We start from the raw sequence: 15,596 nt of genomic DNA on the forward strand, positions 1-15,596 counted from the left end.
ATTGCCAATTGCAATTTCCCGATAGATGTTCTGCCCATTTACTTCTAATAGGCTGATTGTTTCAAGTTCCGATTCTATAAATGGTTCTGCAATACCAATTCATTCGTTCTTTTGCAGACCAGCAGGCAAAGGTTCAGGATGAGTATTCGTACCATTCCAGGTGAGAAAACATTTCTTGGACAAGTCACTACAGCCCAGGTAATCTGCGTTGGAGGGTAGCTTTAAAGAAAAATGGCAGTTCCTTAAATATCTTCAGCAATTTTAAATAAAGCTTGCCCTTTATGGTGATGCCACGATAGCAGTTAAAACTTTTGACGATTTCTCCACCAAATTTCTCTTTAAACTCGTTAATCCCTAGTTTTTCCCGATCTGTATTACCAACATACCAACCTCCCCAATCATAAATCCCAATTCCTGAATTTTTAAATCTCACCATATCCTGCCAGTGATGGTAACGATTTGCCCTTCCTAAGATTGACTGATAAGAAGTATCGTCATTTTTTTTAAGAGACGCAGAATACGAAAGACACACTCTATTTTTACTACGATAGTAAACATGCCAAACCAGAGGACTACCATCTTTTAACTTGACACATGAAATATCGAGAACTCCAGCTTCTGCGCGTCTTTTTAGCCTACTTCTGTTCATCTTGGACAAATCTTTTTGTAAAGCAAATAAATCATAGAAATCAGAAAAAATCTTGATAATATCAGAGTCAGGTTGTTCCCAATATTCATAAACAACATCATCTTTTTGCTCTGCTCGCCTAATCTTATATCTGTCATTCTTACCTATACTTTCATAGAGTTCATCATGACTTTTAGTTAGGTCTATCAGTCTTGTGTGAAATTCATCAGACTGAACACTCTCAATTGGGTGCGTCCATTGCATGTAATGGAGTGCATCTACATCATGTATTTCCCCTGGTTCTTCATCAAACCAGACTTCCCCTACTGAAAAAATCAGTTTCTTTGTGACAATAAGCATATTTTGTTTCTCCTATATCATTGATTAAACTCATTGAAACCGTACTCAACAGTAACAGTTTTGATCTCAAATTGACTGAAGATGAACCGATTAAAAAGCAAATTATTCCTAGGATTTAACCTCGACCATCTACACAAGCAATCCATTTTCCGTCATGGATGAAATGAGGGTCGATGTGGTGCATACCACCACTATTCCAACCATAACTACTCGGTTTCAACACTAAACTTTGTTCAATTTCTCTTTCTTGATAACTTGTAGTCGTTAACTCGATAATCTCAAATGCTCTTACCTGAGTACCATAAGCAGGCTGACAGTCTTGAGTAAAACGAAAAATTTTATCATTCATCATCAAAACTCTACCAGCTGGTCTAGCTATATGTGCATTGTTGTTGACAATTGGACTCTTTGGGTGTTCCAACCAAGAACCGAGCAAATCCTCTGCATAGTAAAGACGCAGGGTGTCATGTTTGTGATCGGAATTAGTTTCAGCAAATATCCACCATTTGTCAGCGTAACGGAAAATAGAGGAATCTACAAAGAATCCATCATTAAGGAGATTGCCAACGAAACTCCATTCTGTGGGAAAATTTGATGCCTTATAAAGTCGGATTGAGTTTGCTTGATGACTTTCTGGAATCAAGTAATATTCATTTTTCCATTCAAAAACGTAGGGATAAGATAAGTGAAATGGTTCGGCAATTACAATCTGTTGATACTTCCAACTAGCTCCATCTTCACTAGTTGCAAATGCAATTTCTCCTCGACGTGTACTTTGATTCAAAACCTCAAAAAACATGAACCAGGTTAGCCCAACTTTAATCATAAAGGGGTCTGCAACACATGCGGCTCTGACATCTGATACATCTCTACGAGTCAGTACGGGATTTTTCGCGCTTGTAGAACTGGCTAAATCAAAAGGAGATTTACCAGAATAAATGCCAATTGACCACCTTCCCTTTTTATTTAATGCTCCTAATGGCAGTTTATTTACTATGGGAATAGGCAGACTATTCACTAATGTATAGTGCAGTTCTTTGATGCTCTTTTTCAAGAATTTCATCTGTAAATTCCGCTGTGAATAACTGGAAAATTTTGACGATTTTAAACTTATTGTCATCTGACAAATAGAGAAAGTGATTAGCATGAAAAATTACGTTTTCACCTCCATTAAAAACATTGTAATAATTTATTTGGTTTTTTTTTAAGTATTTCCTCGTATACTGCTTTAGTCTCATTTATCATTCGCTCAACTGTAAATTCTTGCTCAAATTTTTGTCTACCTGCTTCACCCATTTGCTGACGAAGGTCAGGAGACTGAATGAGAGTTTGCAATGCGTTAGCCAGTGCTTGTACATCTTTACGCGGTACTAGTAAGCCTGTTTTACCATGCTCAACTTCTTCAGGAATACCATTGACGCTAGTTGCCACAACAGGTAGACCAGCACGCATAGCTTCTAGAATACTGATAGGCAAACCTTCATAATGGGTACTGAGAATAAAGATTTGAGATTGGGCTAATAAATTGGGTACATCTGTTCTGTCACCTAAAAAAGAAACTTTTTCTGCAATTCCAAGAGAATGTGCTAAATCTTTGCAAAATTCCAGAGATGAACCACTACCAACCAAATCAAGGTGGTAGTCGTGGTTAGACAATTGAGCGATCGCTTTCAGTAATGTAGTTTGGTCTTTTTGTTCGTTAAAACGTGCCACCATAATCAGTTTAGGTGGCTGTTGTGAAGAATTAGCAATAGGCACAGGATTGTTAGCAATACCATTGCGAATAGTGCAGAGTGAATTTTGATTACCAACTCCAAGACTTAGAGCTAGTTGGCGATCGCTCTCACAAACGCAGATCAGTTTTGCTGTTAATGGTGTCAATAATTTTTCAGATATCAATGCAATGAATCCACGAAGTTTTGGGCTTCCAGGAGTAAATCCCCAACCGTGAGCGGTGAATACAACAGGTATTTTGCAAACCCATCCAGCGATACGTGCTACCACACCAGCTTTACTACTGGCTGCATGGATGATATCTGGTTTAATTTTTTTGATTAATGAAATACATTCTTTGATAGCTAGAAAATCACTTGATAATTTAATATCACGATTCAAATTTGAAATTAAATATACAGAAACGTCTAAACTGCTAACAACTTCTGTTAGAAAACCGAATCTGCTTGTTGCCAAATTAAATTCATAATTTTTATTAAAATTTGCGATCAAATCGTAAACATTTTTCTGAGCGCCACCAAGTTCAGACTTTGTGATGATGTAGAGTATAACATGTTTTTTTGAATATTTCATACACAGCAATTTCAGCTTATTTAGTTGGTGTAAAAGTGGAAAGGTTATTAACTAACATTTTTTTGGTACAAATCTATATATTCTGTTACTGTTTGCTTGATATCAAATCTAGATGCTCGAAGTTGAGCATTTTTGCCCATCGTTAAACGTAGGTTTTGGTCTGCAAGTAACTTGCTCAATTTTTTAGCAATATCATCTTCAGACAGAGGATCAACAAGAAATCCAACTTCAGATGTTTCAGTTGATTCTTCTGTGACCACCTCTCTAACTCCAGGGACATTGCTGACAATTACGGGCAGTTCTGCTGCCATTGCCTCAACCACAGCTAGACCAAATCCTTCCCATAATGAAGTTAGAAGAAAAATATCGGCTTGGTGAAGTAAATCAGGAACATCGGTGCGGAAACCTAAAAATTTAACTTTAGATTCGAGGTTTAGAGAATTAACCAGTTCTCTCAACTGTTGTTCTAAAATACCAGAACCCAAAATCCAATACTCAAAAGCCTGCTCGGAAATTTTGTTCAAGGCTCGGATAGCAGTTGCGTAGTTTTTTAGCTCGACTAAACGCCCAATCGATATGATTATAGGGGTATTACCTTTGGGCTGAGATGTAGAATGAGGCAAGTATTCTTGAATATCAATACCATTATGTATAGTGGTTATTTTTTTCATTAATTGAGGTTGTGAATGAAGCAGAGCCTCACTAGCAGCAGAGCTAATACAAATAATTTTTTGATAAAAATTATAGAATAAGTTATCAATTAATTTACCATAAAATTTATTTCGTCTTTGGTTAACCGTACTATGTTCAGTAGTTATCAAAGAAGCTTTTAAGTTTAAATATCTGCTGATTATGGGAGTAAAAAATTGTGAAGGAAATAGATGAACATGAATGATATTTAAATTCTTCCACTGCGGTTGAGATAAGAAAGAATATAGTTTGAATGGTACTGATAATTGGTAAGGACTATCAAAGCCAAGAGAATAAGCATTTGGTAGACTACCAGCCGAGGATTGCATTAAACTGAGAGCATGACTATCAATACCTTGCTGAAGACACATTTGATGTATCTGAAGAGTGAGTTTCTCTGCTCCGCCGCCTTCAAAGGAGTTAATAACGTGTAGAATTTTCATAGTTTATTACTGATGTGTCATTCAGTCTGTTATAAGTTTGAGAAAATTGGTGACATATTAAGAGTCGCAATATCAAATCCGTGAGACTGAGCTTCTAATCTTATAATTCCAAGAGGCACCATTGACAGAATCTTAACTTGATGACCTCTCTGAATAAGATTAAAAGCCAGTTCTATTACTTGCTGTTCTGCTCCCCCTAAACCTAAACCAGTAGATAGTATTATAATTTTCTTATTCATTGTTTTAGATAAAAATTTAATTGCATTTTCACTAATGAATTATAAAAAAATAAAATTGTAAATTACGCGATAAATTTTTCATTTTTATAAACATGATCTGCTAATCCTAAAGACAGCCAAAGCATAGGAAACCAGTAATTAGATATAAATAGGTAATGTATAGAAAGAGATAATACAGCAATTAAAACCAATTGAGACTCTAAGGAACTTAATCTAAATAACTGAATAATCTTCTTGGTAATAAATCTTAAAAAAAGTAGTAAGCCGAGCACCCCAGAAGCAATTAATATCTCACCATACAAACTGATAAAGCCTCCACCTTCTGGCATCGTAATACCTGCAAATACCTCTTGATCCGCCGCCATTTGAGCACCTGTACCCCAACCGATTCCGAATGGTGCAACCAGGAATAAATTGGATATCTTCTGATATTTCTCACTTCTATCATTAACTGTAACAGTGTTAGATTGTTGAGAGGGATCTAAAAATATTTCTAATCTAACACCTACAGTTTCATCGATATAGGGTCGTGCGATATCAGAAGATAAGGCTATAAACGTAATCATGACTATCCCAATCAATAAAGCAATAGAACTTTTTGAACGAATTCTGACAACCGCACTCAATAATATTGCTAATGGAAGTGCAACAAATGACGCTGCACTGAATAAGAGTGTATAACCCGATAGTACAAGCAAATAGTAGCTAAGTAGTATAGGCAGCGGCTTATCTTTTAAGTAGATGAAAGAAAGTGGTAAAGCCAATTCATAAAAAGTTGCCATGTGACCTGCTTCCACAGCTAGACCACGCGGTCTGATAATACTTCCCATAAGCGTAGCATCTGCTAATTCATCAGTAGTACTATAGGGAATAAAGTCACTAATGGTAATGCCTAAATAATTACTTAATATGAATTCAATAATTATAAATATAGAAACAAATGCAAGAGACAAAGCAAAACTACTCGCCAATATATTAATAGATTTTAATTTATTAATTAAACTTTTAAAAACAATATAAAATAAAAAAATAGAAGTAGATATTGCAAAGGTATGATTCAGATTTTTGACACCTAATTTATCTATTGCAAAGAACATACCTAGAATTCCCATAATCACCATTAATATAAGTTCTAAATCTTCTTTAAATATCTTCAATCGTCTTATTACTATCAAATAAATAGATATAGGCATCATATATAAAAGAGGTAGTGGCAGCCAGGGAGTTAGCGAAAAAGCAGCAATAAATGGTATTAGCATGATATATAATTGTGCCAATTTAACTTGAAATTTCATAGATTATATATGAAACAAAAAAGTCAATTCTAGTATTTCTTATTTTTATTAAATAATAATTTCTGGAATCTTTTATAATCAAAAAATTTAATAATAGTATTATTTTCCTTTGCTTGAGAATCAATAAACCACTTAATCAACATGATAACTTGTACAATGCATAAGCATAAAATAAACTCAAAACTATCCTTAACAATAAATCCAACGATAGCAAAAGTAATAAAACAAAATAATGGTAACTTGTACCATCTTAACCAAGTATTTTGATTTATATTGAGATACTTCATTCCCCAAACAATAGCTGACAAAACACACAAAAATCCTGCATTACCTAGAACCGCTCCTATTAATCCAAACCTATTTGAAAAAAGGTAAATTAACACAATAGAAAGTAGGCTACTGAATAAGTGAATTGCTAGATTCTCTACAACTGCATTCACACTGAACAAAACGTAATATCCGACTGCATACAATGAATGAAGTGTCTCAATGATAATCATAATTCGGAATGCCAAAATATATTCACTCTTGACTACATCTCCAAGCATTACATGCATAAGAAACGGTGCCAGTGTAAAAAATACAGTTCCTAGCCCTAATGCAATTAGTGTATTAATTTCAACTGCTTGCTTAATCTGTTGTTGCAGCTTAGTTTTATCTTTATCTAGTATTGTTATTATCTTGCTGAGAGCAGGAAGTAAAGGCTGCACAGGTAAATCTGATAATCGACTAATCACTGTTGTGAGATCGGTAATTGTTGCATAAACTGCCAATATTTTAGAACCTAATAAAGCTCCTACAATTAGGCGATCGCCTCTAGCAAAAATCATTCCCCCCAACGAGGTTAGCCAGGTCATCAGACTATATCGAGCTATTGCTAATCCTCTTTTTTTGTTCCAGTTTACGTGCAGTTTCATGTTATGGGTTAAAGTTCGGAACACCCAGATATGACCCAATAAAATTGCTATAGCTGCTACAGCTTGCCACTGCATGAGGGCGATTGTCCGTCCTCCTAGCCAAGTCACTATTAACATTCCAAAAGAAAGCAATAGCGATTCAATTGTATTGAATAAATTTGTCAAGTCATAACGTTGATAGGCTTGTTCCACACCAATCAAAACCCTTTGAAGCAATCGTGCCCACACTACTAACCCACCAATCTGTAAAGCATGTTGAATTGTTAGTTGTTGGACTTGTCCTAATTTAGGAAATAAACTAACAATTAGTTCAGCACCAAATAACAGAGAAATAGCGGCAAGAGTTGCAAATATCAGCATTCCCCCAAAGGTTACAGTCAATGTCTCTGAAAGAGAATTGGATAAATCATCAGCATCTTCTTTTACTATGTCCTGTGAGACAAATACTGTAGTTGCGACAGAAAGACCTGCCTCGGCTAAATTAACCACTTGCACCACTGCATAAGCCAGTGTCCACAACCCATATTCTTCAATTCCCAGCATCCGAATTAGTATGGGAATTGTGAGTACAGCTAGTCCGATTCGGACTACTCCCCCCACTGTATTGTAGAAACCATTCTTTAGTAAACTATTTTTCACTAAAAATATTCTCGTTAGATAAATTACTTTTTTTGAACATACAGAATAAATTGCTTAAAACTCAAACTAAATGGTTAGGAAAATCCTATATTAGGCAACTTCACTTTATCCTTCTTATTCCGATCGCTGCTATTTTTATCGTAATAACCCTTATGACTGTAGTAACCACTAATTTCAGCCGTGACCGCATTCACCACCATTCCCAAAACGTGCGATCGCGATTGCTTTAGCATCGTCTTCGCGGTCTTGGCAACAGTTGAGTCAAGCACTCCCGGACGTACAACCAGCAATATCCCATCTGCCACCTTGCTCAACATCAAGGCATCACCAAACAAACTCAGAGCAGGAGTATCAATAATTACACACTCATAGTCTTGAGCTGCCTCTTGGATCAACCAAGCCATGCGCTGCGAGTCCAGTAGTGCTGCTGGGTTAGGTGGAATTGTCCCAACGGTTAGCACATCCAAGTTAACCAGTACTTCTTGGGTAGTGCGGGGAAATTCTGCTTGACCGACTAGAACATTACTTAATCCGATTGGGTTAGATAATTTCCAGATTTCCTGTTGACAAGAGTGACGCATGTCCGCATCTACTAACAACACCCTGCGTCCCATGTGTGCCTTAGCTACTGCCAGGTTCGCTGCCACAAATGACCTACCTTCACCTGGAGTTGAACTAACCACCGCAATTATTTTCAGTGGTTTATCAGAGATGCTAAAATCCAAGTTCGTCTGAAGCATCTCAAAGGCTGAACTTGCTAGTGAATGAGGATTATCTCTGACTGGCAGTTCTACTAAAGACTCTTTACCACCCTTCGCTTTTTGACCAAAGTGAGGAATTGTACCTAGTAAAGGATAACCAAATAGCTGCTGGGCTTGTTCAAGAGTTTTCAGGGATCGATCCATAGCTTCCAAGATCAAAGCTATCCCTACACCCAGCAAGATTCCCAGAAATCCACCCAGCGCTAGGTAGGGTATAATCTTGGAATTTGCTTTGTTGGGAACTAAAGCCGCAGATACCACTCGTGCATTGCCGACATTTTGATTTACTACTACCTCCACTTCTTGCGATCGCTTCAACAATTCTTCATAAGTTGCTCTAGCTACTTGCAACTGTCGCTCTAGCTGTTGCTGTTTTTGTTGCAGTTTAGGTAAGACACTCAAGCGTTTTTGTGAAAGTGCGTATGCATTCTTCAAAACCGTGACTCGGTTGGCTAGTGCTGAACGTTCTACATACGACTGCACCAACTGAGCAGTTAGGTTTTGTTTGAGTTCTCCCATCTGCAAATTCTGCTGGGACACAGGTTGCTTGCCAACATTTTCGCCAATTCTCACCTCTAACTGCTTTTTCAGGGCAGCTTCTTTTGCCATCAAATTACCGATCTGAGGATGTTTATTTGTATAGCGAGTCTGTGCCACCGCTAACTCGTTTTCCGCTTTCTGATATTCTGTTAACGCCTCCTGCACAGCTTTTGATTGGCTTAAATTGCCCATATCCACAGCTTGCTGCGAATTCAATTTCAATTGACGTTGCAGAAGTTGTGAGCGAGTCTCGGCATCTACCAAATTTGACTGAGCCTGGGTTATCTGGTCTGATAAAGCTGTAAGTCTTTCCACACCTGTGGTAGCTTCTTGATCTAAGGCAACTACTTTGTTTTCTTCTTTAAACCGACGCAAACCTGCCTCTGCTCTTGCTACCCTTCCCTCAACCTCAGGCAATTGCTTGCTCAAAAATCTTTTTGCGACTGTCGCCTGGGTTTGATTGACGCTAATATTGTTCTCCAGGTAATATCTCATCAGCGAATTCACAACAGCTGCGGCTTCTTTTGGATCGCTACTGTTGTAAGAAATCGCCAAGATGTCTGTACCCTTCAAGCTCTTAACCTTGAGTTTTTCGAGAAACTCATCTATTTCTAGGGGTGTTCCTTGCTTATCTGTCAGCTTGAGGTTGGTGATGGTTTTCTCAACTAGCGGGTTAGAACGAATTACCTCTGCTTCTGTATCCAATGGGCTGCTTAGTTCAGTTACACCCCTTAACTCTCCAACTGATGCCGAGGGACTTGTCAGCGAAGAAACGCGATCGGTTTTATTGAAAAGCAACTTGCCTTGTGCTTCATAAATTGGTTTTTGCCTGAAGGCAGTTAAAGCTGACAATCCGAAGACTGAGCAGGTCACTACAGCTATGACTAGCCAACGCCTTTTGAAAATCAGCGAGTATTGTTGCAAATCTAAGGAGTTTTGGTCTTCTTGGTTAGAGGGCATGGCATATGTTGCAAAATTTATCTGAAGTACTTAGTAGTGCTACCCTTCAATCGTTAAATTGCCAGGGTAACTATTTAGACAAAAGTAAACAACAATTAATTAAGCAATGAGTATAAAAACTACGCTCAATTTGAAGTGCTTATGATTAGCTACTTGCAATTTTTTCGCGATCGTATTTATTTTTATACTTCATATATAGTTCTTCTCACAGGAAAATTGCTCGAATATCAAGACATTTTTAGTTATATTTACTGAAACTTTAAATAAAGTTGATACGTTTTTATTGAAGAAAAAAATATTTACGTATATTTATGTTCGTATTTTTACTTAGGTTGAGGTTAGTTTTCTGAAATCGAATTCGGCAAATAGATTTCTAGACCGAAAAATTATCGAACTTGTTTAAAAGCAAATTCTGGCTTTTACTGTCATTTATGCTTTTTATATTTCGATTTTGGACTTTTGCTCAGTTATTTTACAATCAAAAATAATACTGAGTTAATAAGTATAAAAAATATCAAAAGTATGATTATTAGTTTCAGTATGCTTGTGTCTGCAAGATAAAATTATTGCTTTATTTAATCTTTAAATCAAAAATCACATAAAGCACCTATCATAAATTTGTTGCATCAGTAGAATTGCCTGGATACAGTTTGGGTAAGTTGACTGTACATGTCATGAAAGTTACCTTAGCTTTAAAAAAATTTACTGGTAAAATGAGGCGTGAATATTAGACAACGTACCGAAAAAGTCTAAGTGTGCAAAAAACACGGCAGACTAACGTTTTTCAACTGTTGGTATGCCATGACACAAAAAAACTAGGGTTGAGTATCGCACTCGTCTTAGTTTGTTATGTTAGTTCCCCCAACAGTACTAGATTGCCTAGCATAGTACGCAGCTTATCTGTATTGCTAGGAGTGAGAATTATGAGGTTGCTTCTACCAAATAAATCAATATCAGGATACTGAATAGTAAGAAAAATCATGAGTCTTACGAGTTATGTCAGTTCCCCGACCAGTACTAGGTTGCCTAGCGTAATACGCAGCTTACCTATACTGCTCTTACTGGGGGACATTTTTGGCTTGTTTATTTGTGTAGCGATCGCGCTTTGGTTGCGTTTAGGTGAACCACTAAATAAGTTCGATCCGTTTGTTTGGGGTTTTGTGTTGTTGGTTTTGGTCGAGCTTTATTTGGTAGACGCTTACCATCCAGACAGACAAATTGCAGGTTTGCGGACACCAGCAAGAATTTTGATTGGCAGCATCGGTGTTAGTATCTTTACCTCTGCCTTGATTTACCTATTTGGTGCTTGGGGAAATTATACCGTGGCAGGGCGGGGTATTCTATTACCAAGCTTGGCAATCTTTACCATCTGGGCAATAATTTCTCGGCTATATGCCAGAAAATGGATGCGATCGCAAGCACAGCAAAGTCGTTTACTGATGCTCGGTGCAGGTGAAAGCGGAATCAAATTTGCACAACACTTACTAGAGCTAAATCCATTAGGAAAGCTGGTTGTACTAGCTCAAACAGACCAAGACACCACTGATTTAGCACAGATGAATCTCAATTGCGTCGGATACACAAGCGAGTTGTCTGCATGGATTTCGCAATCTTGGTCTGCGGTGATAGTCGCAAATCAAATCGAGTTTTCCGAAACACAGTTGCAGCAGTTGATGCAAATACGGCTGCGAGGTATTCCGGTTTACAGGCTACCAGATTTTTACGAAACCTTATGGTACAAACTTCCCTCAGCTCTCTTGCAGGATAAATGGTTGGCTTTTAGTGCTGGTTTTCACTTAATGCCTGGTTACTTAAGCATGAAGCTGAAGCGGGTTACAGACCTGATTATCACCGGGGTATTATTTATCCTTGTGTCTCCGTTGATGCTGCTTGCAGCTTTGGCAATCAAGTTAGATAGTCCGGGTCCTGTGTTCTACAGTCAGTTCCGAAGCGGATTATATGGCAAACCATTTAAGGTTTACAAATTCCGCTCGATGTATCAAGATGCAGAGAAACGAGGAGCGCAGTGGGCAAGTCAACGCGATCCACGTATCACCAAAGTTGGATATTGGTTGCGAGTAATGCGAATTGACGAACTACCGCAAATTTGGAATGTGCTGTGTGGTGAGATGAGCTTGATTGGTCCGCGTCCAGAAAGACCGGAATTTGATGTCAAACTTAAAGAAGCGATTCCCTATTATGAAGTGCGTTATTTGGTAAAGCCAGGAATCACAGGTTGGGCACAGGTGATGTATCCTTATGGTGCATCGATTGAGGATGCTTACGAAAAACTAGCTTATGACCTTTACTACATCAAGAATTATTCTATTTGGTTGGATATGGCGATCGCCTTCAAAACCATTCGAGTTGTTTTGTTAGGAAAAGGGAGATGAAAAACAAAGTATTAGTCACTGGGGGTGCTGGTTACATCGGTTCCCACGTTGTCCGTCAACTGGGGGAAATTGGCTACGATGTCGTAGTTTACGATAATTGTTCTACAGGTTCCCCGACATCTGTATTGCACGGTGAATTGATTATCGGCGATTTGGCAGACACCGAGCATCTTTATCAAGTCTTTGCCAAGCATCAATTTAGTGCAGTGCTGCATTTTGCCGCCAGTCTGAGTGTACCAGAATCGGTTGTCCGTCCCCTCGACTACTACGCCAACAACACCCGCAATACTTTGAACTTGCTACGTTGCTGTAGTGTGATGAATGTCAACCAGATTATTTTTTCCAGTACAGCAGCAGTCTATGGAGAAGTAGGAGAAAATCCGGTTACTGAGTCAGTTCCAACACAGCCGATTAATCCTTACGGACGCTCAAAGCTGATGAGCGAATGGCTGATTCAAGACTACGCAGCAGCATCTTCTCTGCGCTACGTAATACTACGCTATTTCAATGTAGCAGGTGCGGAACCTGGTGGAAGATTAGGGCAAATATCACCGAATGCAACTCATTTGATTGCAGCTGCAATTAATGCAGCACTCAAGCGCAAGTCAGCAATGCAAATTTTTGGTACTGATTTTCCCACACCAGATGGCACCGGAATTCGTGACTATATCCACGTTGAAGACTTAGCATCAGCACATTTAGATGCTTTGCGCTACCTGGAAGAAAACGGTGAAAGCCAAATTATCAACTGCGGTTACGGACAAGGTTACAGCGTGCGACAAGTGATTGAACGGGTAAAGGCAATTTCTGGGGTGGATTTTCCCGTTATCGAAACAGACCGTCGTCCAGGCGATCCAGCTTGCGTGACAGCTTGTGCAGATAAAATCTCTAAAGTACTAGGTTGGCAACCGAAATACAACGACTTAGATAAAATAGTTCACACTTCCCTCGCTTGGGAAATGTACCGTGAAGGTTTGATACAGAGTTCTTTAAATAAACCTATGCTGATTCCTTAACCGCAAGTAATGTCAGAATAAAATTGAGTCATTAACCATTTCTTTAGACGAACTGAAAAGCAACATTTGCTGTTATTGGTTCTGGCAATGGTTTTCCTTGTGCTTGATAATCTTCAATCAAAAGCTCTAAAACTTCCTCACCATTCTTGACAGCATCTCCATAGGTGTCTCCATGAGTATGTGCGTAGGGACCAAACTCAGGTAGGCAGACAATGTACTTTTGATCTTCGGTTGACCACTGAATAAGAATGGTATACTGCGGCTTCATTCGTCTTCTTCCTTATTCTGAAGCTTCGCGAAGCTGATTATAAAGTATCATTTAGGGTGCTGCTTTTGGGCGGTAAAAGATAAATTGCCCCAGAAATTAACGTCAAAGCCACAGAAACCCAAAAAGCAACCAGGCAAGGCATCTGCCACACTTGAGGAAGAGGTGCAATTAAAAGCGCGATCGCCACTATCTGACTTACCGTTTTCAGCTTACCCCAAATATTCGCCCCGGTAATTGTAGCTTGATTAACTCGCCAACCTGCGATCGCTAACTCTCGTCCTAAAATTAAAAATACTCCCCAAGCTGGAACTCGTCCTAACTCAATCAAAACCAATAACGGCGCCAGTACCAGCAATTTATCTACCAACGGGTCGAGAAATTTACCTAACTCGCTAATTTGGTTGAGTTTTCGTGCCAAATAACCATCTAACCAATCAGTCAGCGCAGCCACAAGAAAAACATACATACACACCCATCTCAATTGAGGTGTCGGATTATATAAACCATAAAGCAAAAATGGTATACCCAGAAGGCGAGAAAAAGTAATCCAATTTGGTAGAGTCATCTGTTATTAGGGTAAATAACCTATTATTTAAGTATCTCAGCTACCCCCAAAAAAAACTTTGCGACGAATGCGCCTTTGCGTGAGATTATTCTCATCAAGCTATGGGATGATCTGTTTTCTGAGATTTCCTCAAGAATACTATGACTCAAACAGACTCCCAATTCCGCACAGAACGCGATTCAATGGGCGATCGCCAAATCCCTAGTAGCGCTTATTACGGCATCCAAACGCTAAGGGCAATGGAAAACTTCCCCATCAGCGGCATCAAACCTCTATATACTTACGTAGGTGCTGGCATTATCATTAAAAAAGCTACCGCCATCGTCAACGGGGAATTAAAATGCATACCCCAGTCAATTAGTCAAGCAATTGTGCAAGCGGCTGATGAAATACTTGCGGGTAAATTTCGCGATCAATTTGTGGTAGATATTTATCAAGCAGGAGCCGGAACTTCTCACCACATGAATGTTAACGAAGTACTGGCAAATCGCGCCTTAGAAATTCTCGGCTATGAAAAAGGCAATTACAAGCAAGTTAGTCCGAATGACCACGTAAACTACGGACAGTCTACCAATGATGTGATTCCCACGGCAATTCGCATCGGTGGCTTATTAGCGTTGTCAAAGACGTTGCAGCCAGCTTTAGATAATGCGATCGCATCCCTCGAAGAAAAAGCCGACGAATTTCAAGATATCGTCAAATCTGGCAGAACTCACATGCAAGACGCTGTACCTGTGCGCTTGGGTGAAAATTTCCGCGCTTGGGCACAAATTATCACAGAACACCAAAACCGCATTTATACAGCTTCTGGGGATTTGATGGTGCTGGGTTTGGGAGGTAGCGCAGCCGGAACGGGGATGAATACTCATCCTGATTATCGCGCTCGTGTAGTGCAAGTTATTTCAGAATTGATTGACTGTCCTTTAGAACCTGCACCTCACTTGATGGCTGCCATGCAGAGTATGGCACCATTTGTTAGTGTTTCTGGTGCTTTACGCAACTTAGCACAGGATTTAGTCAAAATATCTCACGATTTGCGGTTGATGGATTCGGGTCCAAAAACAGGTTTGAAAGAAATTCAATTGCCACCAGTGCAACCGGGTTCTTCAATTATGCCCGGAAAATATAACCCAGTGATGGCAGAGATGACCTCAATGGTGTGTTTTCAGGTGATGGGTTACGACAGCGCGATCGCTCTCGCCGCCCAAGCCGGACAATTAGAATTAAATGTGATGATGCCGTTGATTGCCTACAACCTGATTCACAGCATCGAAATTTTAGGAAATACCATCAAAGCACTTACCTCTAACTGCATTAAAGGAATTACCGCCAACCGCGATCGTTGTTTAGCTTACGCTGAAGGTAGTTTAGCTTTAGTCACGGCATTAAATCCCCATATAGGCTATTTAAATGCTGCGGCTGTAGCCAAAGAATCTTTAGAAACTGGTAAATCCCTAAGGCAGATTGTCTTAGAAAAAAATCTGATGAACGATGAGGAATTAGCCCAAGTGTTAAATCTAGAACAGATGAGCGGTATCTTACCCCTCAGGGCACTTGACACAGAAATAGATTAAA

General features: G+C 39.0%; 13 protein-coding genes. 3 read left to right on the forward strand and 10 right to left on the reverse strand.

Features of this window, described 5'->3' with window-relative positions; all coding sequences use genetic code 11:
- Positions 1-187: 187 nt before the first annotated feature.
- From AABK37_RS05585 to AABK37_RS05620, 8 genes are all read right to left on the reverse strand, one after another.
- Positions 188-988, reverse strand: a complete 801-nt coding sequence (locus AABK37_RS05585) for a hypothetical protein (RefSeq protein WP_052324834.1) — start codon at positions 986-988, stop codon at positions 188-190.
- Positions 989-1,103: 115 nt separating this feature from the next.
- Positions 1,104-2,051: a glucosamine inositolphosphorylceramide transferase family protein gene (locus AABK37_RS05590; RefSeq protein ID WP_432550604.1), complete on the reverse strand. Its 948-nt coding sequence runs from the start codon at positions 2,049-2,051 to the stop codon at positions 1,104-1,106.
- 107 nt (positions 2,052-2,158) lie between these two features.
- Positions 2,159-3,295 carry a glycosyltransferase family 4 protein gene (locus AABK37_RS05595; RefSeq protein WP_432550605.1) on the reverse strand — a complete coding sequence of 379 codons (1,137 nt, stop codon included), beginning with the start codon at positions 3,293-3,295 and terminating at the stop codon, positions 2,159-2,161.
- Between the two features lie 47 nt (positions 3,296-3,342).
- Positions 3,343-4,428 carry a glycosyltransferase family 4 protein gene (locus AABK37_RS05600; protein ID WP_432550606.1) on the reverse strand — a complete coding sequence of 362 codons (1,086 nt, stop codon included), beginning with the start codon at positions 4,426-4,428 and terminating at the stop codon, positions 3,343-3,345.
- A 29-nt stretch (positions 4,429-4,457) separates the two neighbouring features.
- The gene (locus AABK37_RS05605; RefSeq protein ID WP_432550607.1) at positions 4,458-4,667 is read right to left on the reverse strand and encodes a hypothetical protein; all 210 of its coding nucleotides are present in this window, start codon (positions 4,665-4,667) and stop codon (positions 4,458-4,460) included.
- Between the two features lie 62 nt (positions 4,668-4,729).
- Entirely contained in the window at positions 4,730-5,962 is a 1,233-nt protein-coding gene (locus tag AABK37_RS05610; protein WP_432550608.1) for an O-antigen ligase family protein, read from the reverse strand.
- Between the two features lie 29 nt (positions 5,963-5,991).
- Positions 5,992-7,518: an oligosaccharide flippase family protein gene (locus AABK37_RS05615; protein WP_432550609.1), complete on the reverse strand. Its 1,527-nt coding sequence runs from the start codon at positions 7,516-7,518 to the stop codon at positions 5,992-5,994.
- A 74-nt stretch (positions 7,519-7,592) separates the two neighbouring features.
- Positions 7,593-9,779, reverse strand: a complete 2,187-nt coding sequence (locus AABK37_RS05620; protein ID WP_432550610.1) for a GumC family protein — start codon at positions 9,777-9,779, stop codon at positions 7,593-7,595.
- Positions 9,780-10,759: 980 nt separating this feature from the next.
- On the opposite strand from AABK37_RS05620, the gene AABK37_RS05625 reads away from it, so the two are divergent.
- A complete protein-coding gene (locus AABK37_RS05625; RefSeq protein ID WP_432550611.1) occupies positions 10,760-12,172 on the forward strand; it encodes a sugar transferase in 1,413 nt (470 codons plus the stop codon).
- Positions 12,169-13,188, forward strand: a complete 1,020-nt coding sequence (gene galE, locus AABK37_RS05630; RefSeq protein ID WP_432550612.1) for a UDP-glucose 4-epimerase GalE — start codon at positions 12,169-12,171, stop codon at positions 13,186-13,188. The genes AABK37_RS05625 and galE overlap by 4 nt, the downstream gene beginning before the upstream one ends.
- Before the next feature lie 43 nt (positions 13,189-13,231).
- Here the strand turns inward: galE and AABK37_RS05635 are convergent, their stop codons facing one another.
- A complete protein-coding gene (locus AABK37_RS05635) occupies positions 13,232-13,456 on the reverse strand; it encodes a type II toxin-antitoxin system HicB family antitoxin (RefSeq protein ID WP_432550613.1) in 225 nt (74 codons plus the stop codon).
- Between the two features lie 37 nt (positions 13,457-13,493).
- The gene (gene pgsA, locus AABK37_RS05640; protein WP_432550614.1) at positions 13,494-14,021 is read right to left on the reverse strand and encodes a CDP-diacylglycerol--glycerol-3-phosphate 3-phosphatidyltransferase; all 528 of its coding nucleotides are present in this window, start codon (positions 14,019-14,021) and stop codon (positions 13,494-13,496) included.
- A 140-nt stretch (positions 14,022-14,161) separates the two neighbouring features.
- Between pgsA and AABK37_RS05645 the strand changes: the two genes are divergently transcribed.
- Positions 14,162-15,595, forward strand: a complete 1,434-nt coding sequence (locus AABK37_RS05645) for an aspartate ammonia-lyase (protein ID WP_432550615.1) — start codon at positions 14,162-14,164, stop codon at positions 15,593-15,595.
- The last annotated feature ends 1 nt before the right edge of the window (position 15,596 follow it).

Source organism: Tolypothrix sp. VBCCA 56010 (genome assembly GCF_050875635.1).
Taxonomy (GTDB): Bacteria; Cyanobacteriota; Cyanobacteriia; order Cyanobacteriales; family Nostocaceae; genus Hassallia.

Bases quoted from the DNA above. Each gene is read 5' to 3' on its own strand.
- AABK37_RS05585 (WP_052324834.1), bottom strand. From the start codon at position 988: ATGCTTATTGTCACAAAGAAACTGATTTTTTCAGTAGGGGAAGTCTGG.
- AABK37_RS05635 (WP_432550613.1), bottom strand. From the start codon at position 13,456: ATGAAGCCGCAGTATACCATTCTTATTCAGTGGTCAACCGAAGATCAA.
- AABK37_RS05600 (WP_432550606.1), bottom strand. From the start codon at position 4,428: ATGAAAATTCTACACGTTATTAACTCCTTTGAAGGCGGCGGAGCAGAG.
- AABK37_RS05595 (WP_432550605.1), bottom strand. From the start codon at position 3,295: ATGAAATATTCAAAAAAACATGTTATACTCTACATCATCACAAAGTCT.
- AABK37_RS05605 (WP_432550607.1), bottom strand. From the start codon at position 4,667: ATGAATAAGAAAATTATAATACTATCTACTGGTTTAGGTTTAGGGGGA.
- AABK37_RS05620 (WP_432550610.1), bottom strand. From the start codon at position 9,779: ATGCCCTCTAACCAAGAAGACCAAAACTCCTTAGATTTGCAACAATAC.
- pgsA (WP_432550614.1), bottom strand. From the start codon at position 14,021: ATGACTCTACCAAATTGGATTACTTTTTCTCGCCTTCTGGGTATACCA.
- AABK37_RS05610 (WP_432550608.1), bottom strand. From the start codon at position 5,962: ATGAAATTTCAAGTTAAATTGGCACAATTATATATCATGCTAATACCA.
- AABK37_RS05625 (WP_432550611.1), top strand. From the start codon at position 10,760: ATGAGTCTTACGAGTTATGTCAGTTCCCCGACCAGTACTAGGTTGCCT.
- AABK37_RS05590 (WP_432550604.1), bottom strand. From the start codon at position 2,051: ATGAAATTCTTGAAAAAGAGCATCAAAGAACTGCACTATACATTAGTG.
- AABK37_RS05645 (WP_432550615.1), top strand. From the start codon at position 14,162: ATGACTCAAACAGACTCCCAATTCCGCACAGAACGCGATTCAATGGGC.
- galE (WP_432550612.1), top strand. From the start codon at position 12,169: ATGAAAAACAAAGTATTAGTCACTGGGGGTGCTGGTTACATCGGTTCC.